Annotated in this window: 13 protein-coding genes; 11 read left to right on the top strand and 2 right to left on the bottom strand. The window is 43.4% G+C overall.

All coding sequences use genetic code 11. From position 1 onward, the window contains the following. Nucleotides 1-49: 49 nt before the first annotated feature. The 4 genes from NST58_RS23545 to gnpA all read left to right on the top strand — a co-directional run bounded on the left by NST58_RS23545 (nt 50) and on the right by gnpA (nt 5,607). Nucleotides 50-1,525, top strand: coding sequence for a carbohydrate ABC transporter substrate-binding protein (locus NST58_RS23545; protein WP_076302696.1), 1,476 nt, complete (start codon nt 50-52; stop codon nt 1,523-1,525). A 90-nt stretch (nt 1,526-1,615) separates the two neighbouring features. Then, nucleotides 1,616-2,557 carry a sugar ABC transporter permease gene (locus NST58_RS23540; protein WP_244886367.1) on the top strand — a complete coding sequence of 314 codons (942 nt, stop codon included), beginning with the start codon at nt 1,616-1,618 and terminating at the stop codon, nt 2,555-2,557. Between the two features lie 9 nt (nt 2,558-2,566). Further along, complete coding sequence (locus tag NST58_RS23535) at nt 2,567-3,421, top strand: carbohydrate ABC transporter permease (protein ID WP_076134560.1); 855 nt, start codon at nt 2,567-2,569, stop codon at nt 3,419-3,421. Between the two features lie 26 nt (nt 3,422-3,447). After that, nucleotides 3,448-5,607, top strand: a complete 2,160-nt coding sequence (gene gnpA / locus NST58_RS23530; protein WP_339244358.1) for a 1,3-beta-galactosyl-N-acetylhexosamine phosphorylase — start codon at nt 3,448-3,450, stop codon at nt 5,605-5,607. Nucleotides 5,608-6,076: 469 nt separating this feature from the next. Here gnpA and NST58_RS23525 read toward each other — a convergent pair whose 3' ends face one another. Beyond that, nucleotides 6,077-6,982, bottom strand: coding sequence for an AraC family transcriptional regulator (locus NST58_RS23525; RefSeq protein ID WP_076281361.1), 906 nt, complete (start codon nt 6,980-6,982; stop codon nt 6,077-6,079). 182 nt (nt 6,983-7,164) lie between these two features. On the opposite strand from NST58_RS23525, the gene NST58_RS23520 reads away from it, so the two are divergent. Genes NST58_RS23520 through NST58_RS23510 form a run of 3 tightly spaced genes read left to right on the top strand, consistent with a single transcriptional unit; the run spans nt 7,165 to nt 10,092 of the window. Then, on the top strand, nt 7,165-8,013 hold the full coding sequence (locus NST58_RS23520) for a sugar phosphate isomerase/epimerase family protein (RefSeq protein WP_076130236.1): 849 nt from the start codon (nt 7,165-7,167) through the stop codon (nt 8,011-8,013). A 20-nt stretch (nt 8,014-8,033) separates the two neighbouring features. Continuing rightward, nucleotides 8,034-9,047: a Gfo/Idh/MocA family oxidoreductase gene (locus NST58_RS23515; protein ID WP_076308955.1), complete on the top strand. Its 1,014-nt coding sequence runs from the start codon at nt 8,034-8,036 to the stop codon at nt 9,045-9,047. 31 nt (nt 9,048-9,078) lie between these two features. Then, nucleotides 9,079-10,092: a Gfo/Idh/MocA family oxidoreductase gene (locus NST58_RS23510; RefSeq protein ID WP_076307299.1), complete on the top strand. Its 1,014-nt coding sequence runs from the start codon at nt 9,079-9,081 to the stop codon at nt 10,090-10,092. A gap of 77 nt (nt 10,093-10,169) precedes the next feature. Here the strand turns inward: NST58_RS23510 and NST58_RS23505 are convergent, their stop codons facing one another. Continuing rightward, nucleotides 10,170-10,379: a hypothetical protein gene (locus NST58_RS23505; RefSeq protein ID WP_036683023.1), complete on the bottom strand. Its 210-nt coding sequence runs from the start codon at nt 10,377-10,379 to the stop codon at nt 10,170-10,172. 205 nt (nt 10,380-10,584) lie between these two features. Between NST58_RS23505 and NST58_RS23500 the strand changes: the two genes are divergently transcribed. The 4 genes from NST58_RS23500 (at nt 10,585) to NST58_RS23485 (ending at nt 13,329) form a co-directional block, all read left to right on the top strand. After that, nucleotides 10,585-10,899: a hypothetical protein gene (locus tag NST58_RS23500; protein WP_076130239.1), complete on the top strand. Its 315-nt coding sequence runs from the start codon at nt 10,585-10,587 to the stop codon at nt 10,897-10,899. 117 nt (nt 10,900-11,016) lie between these two features. Continuing rightward, complete coding sequence (locus tag NST58_RS23495) at nt 11,017-11,550, top strand: hypothetical protein (protein ID WP_076281365.1); 534 nt, start codon at nt 11,017-11,019, stop codon at nt 11,548-11,550. Nucleotides 11,551-11,647: 97 nt separating this feature from the next. Then, nucleotides 11,648-12,766, top strand: a complete 1,119-nt coding sequence (locus NST58_RS23490) for a hypothetical protein (protein WP_076310113.1) — start codon at nt 11,648-11,650, stop codon at nt 12,764-12,766. Next, nucleotides 12,763-13,329 (top strand): type 1 glutamine amidotransferase family protein, encoded by a 567-nt coding sequence (locus NST58_RS23485; protein ID WP_339244355.1) that lies wholly within the window; start codon nt 12,763-12,765, stop codon nt 13,327-13,329. The genes NST58_RS23490 and NST58_RS23485 overlap by 4 nt, the downstream gene beginning before the upstream one ends. Nucleotides 13,330-13,382 lie beyond the last annotated feature (53 nt).

Genomic DNA, 13,382 nt, shown 5'->3' with positions numbered 1-13,382 from the left:
CTTAGATTATTAAAAAAGCGTTTACAAGAATATCTTAAGGAGGGCGTTTATGAAAAAGACTATGAGTACATTATTAGCAGTAATGCTGCTAGGTGTGGGGTTGCTCGGCTGTGGGAACAGCAATAATAAACCTGCTGCCTCGAATGAATCTGATTCAACGAAAGCTGCGGGCACCGCGCAAGCTACAAGTACAACGAACGCCGGGAAGACTAAAGAAGAACCTGCTAAAGATTTTGATAACAAGGAACTTAGCATTGCTGTATTCCAAGGGGGATATGGTGCGGATTATTGGAATGAAATTGTCAGCAAATTCGAAAGTGCTTATCCAGGTGTGAAAGTGAACATGACGATTAATCCTAAAGTTGGTGAAGTAATCCGGCCGCAGATTGTTGCGGGTAATCCTCCCGACTTCCTATCCGTTACAGATACAGAGCAAAGTGGCATCGTGCTTTCACTGATTAAAGAAAAAGGACTGCTAGATATCAGCGATGTATTTGAAAGCAAAGCGCTTGATAAAGAGGAGACGCTTAAGGATATGATTCTACCGGGGATGCTGGACAGTACAAGATTTCAGCCCTATCAAGATGGAAAGACGTATCTCGCACCTTTTAATGCTGGACCGATGGGCTTGATTTACAATAAAACACTGTTCACAGAAAAAGGCTGGAGTGTTCCTGAGACTTGGGAGGAGTTCTTTGCTTTAGGGGATGAGCTGAACAAAGAGGAGAACTATCTGGTTAATGCAGATGGAACCAAAACGAAGCGGGCTTTATTCACTTACCAAGGCATCTATCCGGATTATTTGGAGGAAATTCTCTACCCGGCCATTGCGAGTGCGGGGGGAAAAGAAACGCTGGATAAAGTCTTTGCTTATGAGGAAGGTTCATTTAAGAACGACACGATCAAAAAAGTACTGGATATTTTCTATAAAATCTCTAAAGACGGTTATCTGATGGACGGCACGGTTGCCTTGAACCATACACAGTCACAGACCGATATGATGATGGGTAAAGCTTTGTTTATCGTAAACGGGAACTGGATGGAAAATGAAATGAAGGATTCACCTAGAGAAAATGGATTTGAATTTGGGATGACAACAGTACCTGTGTTCAATAAAGGCGATCAGAAGTATGTGCTTTCCAGCTACGAGCAATTCTCCATCCCTGCTAAGGCCAAAAATCCTGAGCTCGCTAAGGAATTCTTGAAGTTCCTGTATACCGATGAGTCTGTGAAACTATTCGCGGAAAAAGCGAATGGGGCGTATGCGCTTAACGATGCGAAGGAGCTGTCTAAGCCATTTTTGACTAAAGGTGTCTATGACATGTTTGAGGCTTATAATGGTTCCATTTCTATTCTACAGGGCTGGCAATCATTACCGAAGGGTTCCAAGGTTAGTGTAGTCACTGAAATGTTCAAGAATACGGTCACACCAGTGATGACAGGCCAAATGACCACAGATCAATGGATGGATAATGTGGAAAAAGCTTTTGCACAGATTCGTAAAGAGAAAGCGGCTAGTAAATAATCTATAGTATCTCATGCAAATGCATCCTGTTAGGAATGGATAAGGTTATCTATGAACGGGATGCATTTTGTATGAAGGGGAGTGAGAAAGATGTCTGAAATGCAGCTGGCAGAAGTAGCTCCTAGACAGAGGAAATCAAAGATTAGGACAGCGAAAACCAGAAATCCTAAGCTATTCATAGCGGTATGCACGATTCCAACGCTCCTGTTAACCCTCGTATTTATGATTATTCCAACCTTTAGGGCATTTTTTATGTCTTTTACGGATGCTACCGGGATGAGTGATGAGAACAAGTTTATCTTTTTGGATAACTATAAATATATGTTTCAAGATGAGATGTTCCTCAAAGCTCTGAGCAATACATTTAAACTGATGCTGGTCGTGCCAGTAATTACATTGATTTTTGGGCTGGTGCTTGCTTTTCTATTAACGCAGACGAAGCTGAAGGAAAGAGGATTTTACCGAACCGTATTTTTCTTTCCTAGTATCATCTCTTTGACGGTAGTCGGAATTATCTGGTCCTTTGTGTTTCATCCCAATATGGGCATTTTGAATAATATTCTGGGGAGCATCGGATTAGATCAACTGAGCAGACCCTGGCTTGGAGATAGCCGAACAGCATTGTGGTGTGTAGCCGTTACACTGATCTGGCAAGCGGTTGGTTATTATATGGTCATGTACATCGCTGCGATTGATGGGATTTCTGCGGATGTGTTTGAATCGGCGACTATTGATGGTGCGGGATATTTCCGGAAGCTTACCAGTATTACGATCCCTCTGCTAAAAGATATTATTGGCATTACGTTTGTGTTGTCTCTGGCAGGTACGATCAATTTAAGTTTTATAGTTGTAACTGTAATGACTGGTGGTGGTCCGGCAGGTGGAACTACTGTTTTACTCCACTACATGTACACGCAGGCCTTCCAGAATGCGAACTTTGGTTATGCCATGGCTATAGCTATATTTACGCTGGTGTTCGCCTTTGTGCTTTCTTTTCTGTCCAGACTACTTACAAATCGAGCAGAAGGGTAGGGGAGAAGGATGACGAGCAATCAACAGAGTCTTCTAAAAATGAATATTGCTAACTGGATCACGCGGCTGTTTCTGATTGTAGCCACCATTGTTTTATTATATCCGTTTGTATGGAATCTCTTAGCCTCATTTAAAAGCAATACAGAATTTCTGACAGACCCCTTCTCCTTTCCACAAGCCCTACACTTCGATAACTATGTACGTGCTTTTCAGAAATCCAAGATGGGGAGTTATTTCCTGAACTCTATCTTTCTTGTGGTGTTATCCACGGCGATTCTAGTTATTTTTGTGGTTCCTATGGCTTACGTCTTAACGAGATTTAAGTTTTGGGGCTCTAAACTAATCCTTAACCTTTATATGGCCTGTATTTTTCTGCAAGCCTCCTACATTATGGTTCCTTTATTTCTGCAGGTGAATTCGTTCGGGATGTTAGACAATCGCGGGATGCTCAGTTTAATCTATGCTGTTCTGCAGTTTCCCTTTGCCATCTTTGTATTAAGTGGATTTCTGAGGTCCGTCCCTAGAGATTATGAAGAGGCCGCTAAGATTGACGGTTGTGGCAACACAGGAGTGCTCGTCAGAATTGTTGCGCCGCTTGCTAAACCGGGCATTGTGACGGTCTGTATGCTGGCAGCGATGGGCTTTTGGAATGAGTATCCGCTGGCATTGGTCTTAATTCAAAGTGATAGCAAAAAAACATTGCCAGTAGGTTTAGCCAATCTTTTTGAGGTTCAACGTTATGCTACTGATTGGAGTGCACTTTTTGCCGCGCTGATCCTAGTGCTGATTCCAACGATTCTTTTATATGTGATTGGACAAAAGCAATTGCTCCAAGGAATAAGCGCAGGCGGAATTAAGGGCTGAACAACAAAGACATGGAGGGAAGTTACGTGGACAAAGGAAGATTTACACTGCCTGGTGAAACAGGGATGGAAGAGGTCATAGCCGATCTCGTCGAAAAATGGGGTGTAGATGCCGTACGTGACAGTGATGGCACGAATCTATCGCAGGACATTCTCGATATGGGTCTGCAAATTTATTCAACGCTTTGTCTTGTCCGTGAGGACAATGAGTGGGCGAAGCAGCATCCGCAATATAGACAGCAGATTTATCTGATGTCTGCTCCAGTAATAGTAACTTCAAAGGTGAAGACCATCGATATTATGGCTGATTATTTTGCCGAGCAATTTATTCCTAACACAGATGTGGATATAAAAAAATATTGGCAGGTTGTAAACCGGACTACAGGAGAAGTATTACCTTCTGAATGTTGGAGTTACGCAGAGGGAATTGTCACACTTGAACAGGCGGTACAATTTCACAAGTATACGGTCAGTTTCTTGGCCTACCAGAAATGGGAGCCGGTCTCCATGTACAACCACATCACGAATGATTGGGATGAGGAGCATCGTTTACCGTTGGATATTCGTTATCCCGAGGCTCAAGAGCATGTTTTGAAGGTGCTGGAGGATTGGCTGAAGAAACATCCCAAGACTGATATCGTACGTTTTACGACCTTCTTTTATAATTTTGATTTGATTTTTAACAAGGAAGGTAAGGAGAAACAGGTGAATTGGTTTGGCTATCTGAGTTGTGTAAGTCCACTTGCGTTAGAGCAATTCGAACAAGCTTATGGGTACCGATTGACTGCAGAAGATTTTGTGGATGAGGGGCGATATAACACACCATTTAAGAACCCGACCCAAAGATATATGGACTGGATGGACTTCAATCAGAAATTCATCGCAGGTTATGCTAAACAATGTGTAGAAATGGTGCATGATTTCGGGAAGAAAGCGATTATGTTTTTTGGGGATCACTGGGCTGGTACAGAGCCTTATGGAAAATATTTTCCGGAGATCGGGCTCGACGCAGTGGTAGGGGCAGCAGGAGATGGCGTTACAACCCGTATGATTGCGGATATACCTATTAAGGATACCGAGGCACGTTTCTATCCTTATTTCTTTCCTGATGTCTTTTTTGAAGGGGGAGACCCTGTCGGAGAGTCCATGCCAATCTGGATCAAATGCCGGCGTGCGCTCATGCGCAAACCAGTTGGCAGGATGGGGTATGGCGGATATTTAAGTCTAGCGCATCAATTTCCGGATTTTATAGATCATGTGACAGAGATTGCGACGCAGTTCAAAGGGATTCATGCCAATGCAGAAGGGACACAGCCTTTTAAAGCTCCTTTTAAAGTGGCGGTTCTGAATACTTGGGGCTCCCTTCGAAGCTGGCAGACACATCAAGTGGCTCATTCATTATGGAATCAAAGATGTTACTCCTACATAGGGGCATTAGAGTCATTGGCGGGCTTGCCGTTCGACATTGAGTTTATAAGCTTTGATGACATCAGGTTAAGTGGGATTGATCCTAGTATCGGTGTGATTATTAACGCGGGTGATGTACACACCTCTTGGAGCGGTGGAGATCAATGGAGCGATCCGCAAGTTGTGGCAACACTTCGTGAGTGGGTGGAGCAAGGGGGCGGTTTTATTGGGATTGGTGATCCATCAGCTTATGAACATCAAGGGGTTCTTTTTCAACTAGCGGATATTCTAGGTGTTCAGAAGGAAATTGGATTTACAGCAAGCATCAATAAGCCCAAGGTAACGCCTGTGCAGGGTCATTTCATAACGGAAGATCTGGAAGGTGAGATTAATTATGGTGAAGGGATGACCATGATTTATCAAGCGGAGGCCGGAGCAGAAATATTGGACGTGCACCAAGGCAGCTGCAATCTTGCCGTGAACTCATTTGGTCAGGGGCGGGGCGTTTATATCGCGGGGCTTCCCTATAGTATTCAGAATACCAGACTACTCAGCCGAGCGATCTTTTGGGCCGCACATCAAGAGGAGCAATTGTATTCATGGTTCTCAGTGAATCCGAATGTTGAATGTCACTCGTATCCTGAGACGGGTCGATATTGTGCCGTAAATAACACTTCCGAGATCCAAAAGACGACGATCCTGATGGATAACGCCGTGATCCAAGAAATAGAGTTGGGTGGGATGGAAAGTGTGTGGTTTCAATTTGAGATCACACATTAAGAGTCAGCCGTAACTACGGCGAATAATTAGACTTCCGGCTGCTGTTATCTCCAACTTTCCTGAATTGTACTGCTTCGATAGAGTGATTGGGGAATTTCTCCCTGAAATTCCGGGATATTTGGTCATCAGACTAATAATCAGGGAAAACCTCCCCAAAGTTTAGCTGATTCGTTAGCAATTATAGTTATTCCTCTTATTATTAGGGAGGAATTCCCTGATTTCGTTCATTTAGAGCGAATATTGGCTGTTTTCAGGGAGTTTTTCCCTAATTAGTTTTAGAGCATTCCCCGCATACTGCATTAACGCAGAAAACACGAACGTTCGCCGCCCCGCATATTGCACATCTCACCGTACAATGTATATTGTTTATCGGCCCCCACAGGTATCACACAAAGCAGATGACCCATCACCCTCAATGTTTTTGGCAAGTTTTTCTTACTTGGATTGAGATATCTTGAGTTTTCCGTTTCTAGAGTATCCGGGACATTTTGCGATAAGCCCGCGGAGAAATCCCCTCATTTGCGGTAAATACCCTGCTGAAATAATGGATATCAGGATAACCAACCTTATCCCCGACCTGTTCAATCGGCCAATCCGTTTCACGCAGCAGCTTGCGTGCTTCTCGATGCCGGATGGAACGGAGATATTCACCAGGAGGCATGCCAGCTACCTCACGAAATAACTTGGAGAAATGGTCTTCATGCATATTCATGGCACCAGCCATGGATTTATTGCTCCAGCGGTCTGCTAGCTTTGAATCCATCTCATCGATTAAAGCTCTGATCCGCCCGGTATGAACGGAAGATTTAGCTGCATTCCGGGAGCTTTGTGTTCGGAGCAGCGAGGTTAGAACGCCGAGCAGTAACCCCCGACAGACCCATTCATAACCGGCAGGCCGCATCGTAAATTCATGCACGAGCTGTTCCATCGCATGGATACATTCGGGTGGCGGGGTATAAATGGGCTCCTGTGACAATGGCATAAAAGGAGCGGTCACAGCTTCCAAGGCAAACTTCTCGTCCATAACCTCCTCCTCATTGACCAGCATGTCTTCATCGCTTGTAATAATCGATTCCCCAAAAAAATCAAAATGGATCCCAATGAGTTTGGTTTCCGAATCTGAGACAATCGCATTTTGATGATATACCCCGGAAGAAAGAAATATCAGTTGTCCTGAATTCAGGATATATTCCTCCGTATCCATCTTTGTTGATAATTTCCCCTGGCGAACGTATAGCAGCTCGAAATCATACAATCTTCTTCTTGGAAAGAGGCAAGGTGAGAGAGTTTGGAATTGTGCGTAGTGAATGCCAGGTGACCACTCCCGGGAAGGGACCTGTTTTCTCAGGGGATAACGGGGTTCTTTTTCAGCCACAAATAAACCTCCCATACAGTATAAAATGATTTATTAAATAGACCGGAATCGTGCAACAAATCTCTTGTTCACCTAAATAAATCTAACTTACAATCTATTATAATATAAATAAATCAAGGATATAAGCGCATTTAGGGCAGAATCTTAAAAAACGGAAAATAACAAATTTGAGGAGGATTCAGATGAAAAAGGGAATAAACATTTGGTCGTTTCGCGAAGGTACTGAGATCGAAGAATGTGCACGTCTGGCTAAAGCGGCAGGTTTCGACGGAATTGAGTTATCTTTGAATGAATCGGGTGAACTTGGCCTGCAAACCACTGAGAAAGAAGCTATTAAGATCAAAAATTCCATTCAGGAGATGGGATTAGAAATTGCAGGACTGGCGACAGGACTATATTGGTCATATGCCATGACAAGTGAATCCGCGGCGAACCGGACGAAGGCTATCGATGTATGTAAAAAACAATTGGAGCTGGCAGCAACACTTGGCGTAGATACGATTCTTGTCATTCCTGGTGCGGTTGGTGTGGATTTTATTGAGGGCTGTGAAATAGTCGATTATGAAAAAGCTTATGATCGAGCCTTGAAGGCGATCAGTGATCTAGCTCAAGATGCAAAAATGGCGGGTGTTTCTATTGGGATTGAAAATGTGTGGAATAAATTCCTGCTGTCTCCGCTCGAATTACGTTCTTTTATAGATGCTGTAGGCTCCAATTACGTAGGTTCCTATCTGGATGTAGGGAATATCGTTCATTCTGGTTATCCAGAGCAGTGGATACGGATTCTAGGCCATAGAATCAAGAAGGTGCATTTCAAAGATTACCGCCGGGCAGCCGGAGGACTTCATGGATTTGTTGATCTACTTGCTGGGGATGTGGATTATCCTGCTGTTATGGAAGCACTGCAAGAGATCGGCTACAGCAATTATGTTACTGGAGAAATGATACCGCCATATACGCATTATTCGGAGCAAATCATTTTTAATACTTCTGCAGCGATGGATGCTATTTTAGGACGCACTAGTTACTAAGTTTAAGAGAGGTGAAGGCTGTGCTCAGAGTGGGGCTGGTGGGTTTTGGATTTATGGGCCGAATGAACTTTGATCAGTATGTTCAATTGCAGGAAGACGGTCATCCGATTTCTCTGGTTGCCATTTGTGACCCGCAGATTAAAGTCCTTAAACATACTAAATCCGCGGGGAATATGAACACAGCCCACGAGGTATATGATTTATCCCCTTACAGCCTTTATGAGAATTTGGAGCATATGCTCGAAAAAGAAGAACTAGATGCTATTAGCCTTGCAGTACCTACGTACTTGCATGCTGAAATGACTTGTTCGCTGCTGGAACGAGGGTATCATGTGTTCTGTGAAAAGCCGATGGCGAGACATTCCGCAGAAGCTTGGAAGATGGTAGCGGCGGCGCAAAGCAGCGGAAAAAAATTGCTGATTGGTCATTGTCTTCGCTTCTGGCCGGGATATGAATATTTGAAGGGGGTTATAGCTAGCGGTGAGTTCGGTGAAGTGACAGAGGCTTATTTTTACCGGGGTTCCGGTGCTCCTAAAGGGTGGTTGGTCAATGATGAGCTAAGTGGCGGCTGTATGCTGGATATGCATGTACACGATACGGACATCATCCATCACTTGTTTGGGAAACCAGATAAAGTATCAACGCTTGGGCGGAAGGTTTTACCGGGAAGTGGCTATGATATCGTCTCCACTCATTATTTTTATCAGGATGGAAAAGTGGTCAATGCCCAAGCGGACTGGACACTGGAAGGCGACTTTGGTTTTTACATGGGCTATCGGATTAATTTTGAACGGGGAAATGTAGTCTTTGATGGCGCGGAAGTTAAGGTAAATCCTAATCGTCAACCGGGGTTCATTGCGAAGCTTTCTTCGCATACCGGATATTACAGAGAGTTGGTATATTTCTTGAAAATCATCCAGAACGATGAGCCAGTGACCCTATGTATGCCCGAAAGTGCTGCCCAGTCCATAGAGATCATTGAGGCTGAAATCCAATCGGCTGATCAGGAAGGGGCCTGGATACGGATACGTTAAGTACCATACTTTTAGTAAAGGAGACTTCACGATGTTGAAAATAGGCTTGATCGGCTTTGGATTTATGGGCCGGATGCATTTTGATAATTATGTGCGCTTAACAGAAGAGGGGCAGCCCATTGCCCTTAAAGCCATCTGTGATTTGCGAATTGAGGAATTAAAGGATGGAAAAGCAGGCGGGAATATGAGCACTGCCCAGGAAGTCTATGATTTGTCAGCTTACAATCTATACGATGATCTGGAGAAAATGATAGCCAGTGAGGAACTGGATATGATCGACATTGCGGTTCCTACTTATCTGCATGCGGAAATGACTTGTTCGCTGCTGGAGCGTGGATATCATGTTTTTTGTGAGAAACCGATGGCCAGAACTTCCGTACAAGCGCTGGAGATGGTGGAAACGGCAGCCCGCAGTGGGAAAAAACTGATGATCGGACATTGTCTCCGTTTTTGGCCGGGGTATGAGTATTTAAAAGAAGTGATAGAGAGCGGGCAGTTCGGTCAGGTCACGGAAGGGTATTTTTACAGGGGATCTGGTGCTCCTAAGGATTGGTTTCTTGATGAGACACTAAGCGGTGGAGGCATTATGGATATGCATATTCACGATACGGATATGATTAACTATCTGTTCGGCAGACCGGATAAAGTATCATCCTTAGGACGTAATGTCCTTCCGGGTAGCGGATATGATATCGCATCGACTCACTATTTTTATAAGGATGCAAAAGTAATTAATGCTCAGGTGGATTGGACGCTGGAAGGTGATTTTGGTTTTTACATGGGGTACCGGGTTAATTTTGAACGTGGAAATATAGTGTTTGATGGCAGCGAGGTCAAGGTCAATCCGAATGACGGGGCAGGCTATTTAGCGGAACTTTCACCGGATGTTGGCTACTATAGAGAGCTTGTATATTTTCTGGATGTTATTATCCAGGATAAGCCTATCATTATTTGTACGCCAGAGAGTACAGCGGAGTCTTTAAGAATCGTGGAAGCAGAAATGAAGTCAGCGGATGCTGAAGGCGAATGGATTGTGCTAGATTAGTTGTGTGTAGAGTGAATAAGGACGTGAGCTGGAAGAGGATCATTCACAATGACCTTTTTCCAGTTCACGTCCTTTTGTCATCGCTGAAATTTGGTGTTGTCTCTTGCATAATGGGATACTGATCCGTCATATCTTCTCAGCCGTACTTGTTCGTCAGAGAACAGTTCAACAATTCCTGAAGCAACCTCTGAATACATTCCATCAGGATCAAGCTGTAGCGCAGAAATATAGGTTTGGGATAAGGCAGCTATAAAAAAATCAATATTTTTCACTAATGTTTGTGGCATGTTATTCCCTCCGGTGACATCTTGTACATGATGATATATTAAACCATAGGAGTTATTTTACCATGATTTATCGTTGAGTTTTAGGAAGAATTCTTTGGTAAAAGTCGAAAATATGAGAAATTTGGTTGAAATTGTATTTAAGATCGTCTTTAATGAAACGAAGAGGGTAATTTTACCACTCTAAATAAATTAAGGGGATTACATAATGAAAGACTATGAAGTGCTGGAAATTAACAAAAAGAGTTTTTTTAAAACAACTATCTATTTTATGATCATTCCTACACTGCTATTGTTTATAGTAGGTCTAGGGATGGTGGTGGTCGGGCTTATCATTAAAGAGACGTTTATTGTTGTTATGGGTATCCCTTATTTGATTATGCCGGTTATTTTGATACTCATTTATGGATTGGTGGGTATGCTGGTAGCGCTGGTATATAACAAGCTGGCGAAGAGATTCGGAGGACTAGAACTGAAAATAGTGGAGAAAACCCCTCCGGTTGAAGCAAACTATTTACCATAACCCGAAGTTATTAAAGGGCAGGTATTGCGATGATTTCGCTACCTGTCCTTTTTTATTTTAATTTGAAAAGAAACCGGGGAATGGATATGATTTGGATAATGAAAGGATGATTGCCAGATGACAGAACCGACACAAAGAGCCAAGGAGCTGTACATTCAGTTTTTGGGTCATTTTTTAAATATGCATAAAGCAGGAGTACTTAAGGAGTACAAGAGTTTTGAAATTCCAAGAGAAGTGGAGCTGGAATGGCTGCAGGAATGGGCTACGGAGCACGTCAAGCAGTTGTCGATACGGGACTGGGATGCGATTACGATACTGGAATCCATCTCGCGGAATTATCAGGATAGCTGGATTGTGGAAAAAGTGGCTTCTTTTGCTTCGCGGAATATTATGAGCGCTGATAGTTTGGTTAGACTGATTTATGCGGAAAAAATGCTTGAAATCATTCGTTCTCATAACCAAGTGATCACAAAAGAACTGTTATTTCAAGGCTGTAAGGTTGCTGTGCAAATTCTCGAGGATGTAATCTCACAGCCGCTGGTCATTGATCCTGGACACGAACTTAAAGAACATAACCTTAAAGATAAGCGCGCGTTAAACAGTCGAGCCCAACAAGGGATTGAAGAGGTAAAGGTACTTATTAATTCTTAGCTGCCAAAGTTGACATACTGTTGTCAAATTGGGTGTGCTACGATTTCATGACAGAATCAAGTCTGCTGATCTAAAGAAGAAAATGAGGGATTATCGAATGGCTGAACCTTTAAAAGCAATGTACAATGAACAATTTCTGCGTGAGTTCGGCGAAAAGATTCGTGGCGTACATAATGTCTTCGAGACTGAGGCATTTGTAAGCTCAGCCATGACTGAACCGTGGGAAACGCTTGAGCTGAAGGCAAGAATGCGGCGGATCACCGAGACGTTGGGCAGCCACTTAAAGCTTCCTTATGAGGAAGCGCTGGCTATCCTATTCGCCATTGCTGACGATTGCGTGGGATTTCCTTATTTGATTTTTCCGGATTTTGTTGAGGTATATGGTCAGGGAGACGATCATTGGGAATTGTCTATGCAGGCGCTGGAAAGATTCACAGCGAAATCATCGGCTGAATTTGCAGTTAGGCCGTTTCTCTTACGGGAACCAGAGCGGATGATGGCTCAAATGCTGGTATGGGCGGAGCACCCTGATGAGCATGTACGTAGGCTGGCTAGTGAGGGCTGTCGGCCTCGTCTGCCTTGGGGACAGGCGCTTCCCATGTTCAAGCTTGACCCAGCTCCGGTATTACCTGTACTTGAGCAGCTTAAGGCGGATACATCCCTGTATGTACGTAAAAGTGTCGCTAATCATTTGAATGATATTGCAAAGGATCATCCGGAAGTGGTGCTCGATACCGCTCGGCGCTGGAAGGGAACACATCCCGATACAGACTGGATTGTGCGGCACGGCTGCCGTTCTTTGATTCGTAAAGCTGAGCCAGAGATTATGGCTTTATTCGGATACGCAGAGCAGACAGACGAAGCTGCTCCACTTATAACGAGTGCCTTCATTCTATTGGAACCTTCAATCCTGACCATTGGCGAAAGCTCCGAATTACAGTATAAGCTTCAAGTTCGTGAGGGAGCTCCAGCACGGATTCGGATTGAATACGGAATCTATTTCGTGAAAGCGGCAGGTCGAACCTCCCGTAAATCTTTTTTGTTATCGGATAAGACCGTACCTGGAGGTACAATTCTGTCAGGTAAACGGACACATCGTTGGGCTGATTTAACAACTCGGCGTCATTATCCAGGAGAGCACCGGATTGTGCTGCTGGTAAATGGGCGAGAAGTGGCGGAAGTGGCGTTAGAACTTAAAGGGGGTGCTAATATATGAGAAAAGAAGTTTTGATGTTTCTATCCAATGGCTACGCTGATTGGGAAAGCGGATATATTAGTGCCGAACTAAATAAGCAGGAAAGTGAATATAAAGTAAGAACAGTTGCTCTAACTAGCGACAATGTCAAATCTATGGGTGGATTTACTGTTGTACCTGACTATACTTTAGACAGTTTACCTGCTCAGTATGAAATGTTGATTTTAATCGGGGGCACAGGCTGGAAAGATAATTCAGCTATTACTCCAGTGATTGAAAAATGTCTGCAGGAGAGTGTACCTATAGCCGCTATATGTGATGCTACAACTTTTTTGGCTGAACATGGCTATTTAGACAACATACCGCATACCGGAAATTCATTGGATTATTTAAAACAAAATGCTCCTAATTATAAAGGAGAAGCAAATTATATTGAAAAACAGGCAGTTTCGAGTGAATATATTATTACAGCTAATGGCACAGCTTCTTTAGAATTTGCAAGGGAAGTTATGAAGAAGTTAGAGGGTTTCCCAATCGAAACCGTCGAGGGATGGTACAAATTTTTCAAAGATGGTTTTTATTAAGAATAAGGTTTGCATATAAAAAGGTGATCTCAAGTCTTAACGACTTGAGATCA

The sequence above is a fragment of the Paenibacillus sp. FSL R10-2796 genome, from assembly GCF_037965315.1.
Classification (GTDB): Bacteria; Bacillota; Bacilli; order Paenibacillales; family Paenibacillaceae; genus Paenibacillus_AQ; species Paenibacillus_AQ odorifer.
Note: the sequence above shows the minus strand (reverse complement) of the source record. Positions and strands in the feature narration are given on the sequence as shown.